The organism is Cupriavidus sp. SIMBA_020, from assembly GCF_046535395.1.
Lineage (GTDB): Bacteria > Pseudomonadota > Gammaproteobacteria > Burkholderiales > Burkholderiaceae > Cupriavidus > Cupriavidus campinensis.
In genome coordinates this window covers 1-232 of record NZ_JAWRWU010001783.1, presented here as the reverse complement: position 1 = coordinate 232, position 232 = coordinate 1, and the positions used below count along the sequence as shown (strand labels likewise).

Sequence of the window (232 nt, the reverse complement as noted above, 5' to 3'; positions counted from 1 at the left end):
CGCGCAACCAGCAGCAGCACGGGCGCCGCGATGCCGATCGAGTGGTACGACGGAATCAGGCCGATGGCGAAAGTGCCGCAGGCCATCATGATCATCGTCATCGCGAGTACGCGCTGGCGGCCGATACGGTCGCCGAGCGGGCCGAACACCATGCCGCCGATCGGGCGCACGAGGAACGCGGCCGCGAACGTGCCGAAGGTGGCGATCAGTTGGGCCGACGGGCTGCTCGACG

Annotated in this window: 1 protein-coding gene; it reads right to left on the bottom strand. The window is 69.0% G+C overall.

Features of this window, described 5'->3' with window-relative positions:
• The coding region (locus SB751_RS35740) for an MFS transporter (protein WP_410749698.1) at positions 1-232 on the bottom strand (232 nt) is incomplete at both ends.